Raw genomic sequence first — 1,028 nt, forward strand, 5'->3', positions numbered from 1 at the left:
ACCGCACCACCCGTACAAACAAAGTGCTCGGTCCCGATCAGCGCGTTGATGCCTACACCGCATTGAGAGCGATGACCATTTGGCCCGCTTACCAACATTTTGAAGAAGCAATGAAAGGCAGTATCGAAGTGGGGAAAACGCCGATTTCATTCTGCTAGATAAGAATCCTCTCAAAGTGGAGAGCGCGATGTTAAAAGACTTACAGGTCCAAACAAACCATCAGCCGAGGGAAAGTGGTCTTTACCAATACGACCCGCTAAGGCAATTTCGCCCTCTAATTTCTCTTTTGCGGGAAGTTAGGGGGCTGAGAGTAAAAGCGAGGGACTAGGGACTAGGGACTAGCAAGCCAGGAACCTAGAAAACTAGAAAACTAGAAACTAGAAAACTAGAAACTAGAAACTAGAAAACTAGAAAACTAGAAAACTAGAAAACTAGAAAACTAGCCAAAGCTTTCCAGAAATAGAATGAGACTAAAAGCAAAAGCCAGCCCGCAAAAAGGCGGCTTTTTTAATGGGTGGGACCCCAGCCACATCCCGGCACACAAGTCATTCGCTGCGGCTGCTTCCTTCCGGACCTGACCGAGTTCACGAACTATTGTTGCGAGAGGACCAGAGCCCCATAGATTCGTTTATCAAGCATTTCGCTCAATGTGGGCACGATTATTAAGCATCCCCCCAAGATTGCAACCCCAATTCGGCAATAATCCATGATGAGGTGAGCGACTAGCTTAACTCTTGTGCAAACACCACTTTCAAATGGGAGAGGTTAAGAATAACCCATCTCACGTTGTTCATTCTTGCTCTGGTACATGTCGACATCAGCCAGATGCAGCGCTTTTTGCAAGCTCATGGCCCGCTCCCGTCTCGCGGACAAGCCAATCGAAGAGCTGATGATCAATGGTTTTCCGGCAATATGCTGCTCAAGTCGAATTCGGCTAAAGCGTTCAAACGCTTCTTCAACCTCTTGCTGAGACGCTTTGCCAATTAAAATAAACTCATCGCCACCCACGCGGAAACCTTTACCACGCC

Annotated in this window: 1 protein-coding gene, 1 other RNA gene and 1 pseudogene; 1 reads left to right on the plus strand and 2 read right to left on the minus strand. The window is 47.5% G+C overall.

Going from position 1 to position 1,028, the window contains the following annotated elements:
• Nucleotides 1-260: pseudogene (locus CIK04_RS24310) on the plus strand (amidohydrolase family protein); the annotation flags it as partial.
• Between the two features lie 257 nt (nucleotides 261-517).
• Here the strand turns inward: CIK04_RS24310 and ffs are convergent.
• Nucleotides 518-614: signal recognition particle sRNA small type (gene ffs / locus CIK04_RS24315), an RNA gene on the minus strand.
• Nucleotides 615-765: 151 nt separating this feature from the next.
• Nucleotides 766-1,028, minus strand: a 263-nt coding sequence (locus tag CIK04_RS24320; RefSeq protein ID WP_128824678.1) for a diguanylate cyclase, incomplete at its 5' end; no start/stop codon positions are given.

The sequence above is a fragment of the Vibrio sp. 03_296 genome (assembly GCF_002265885.1).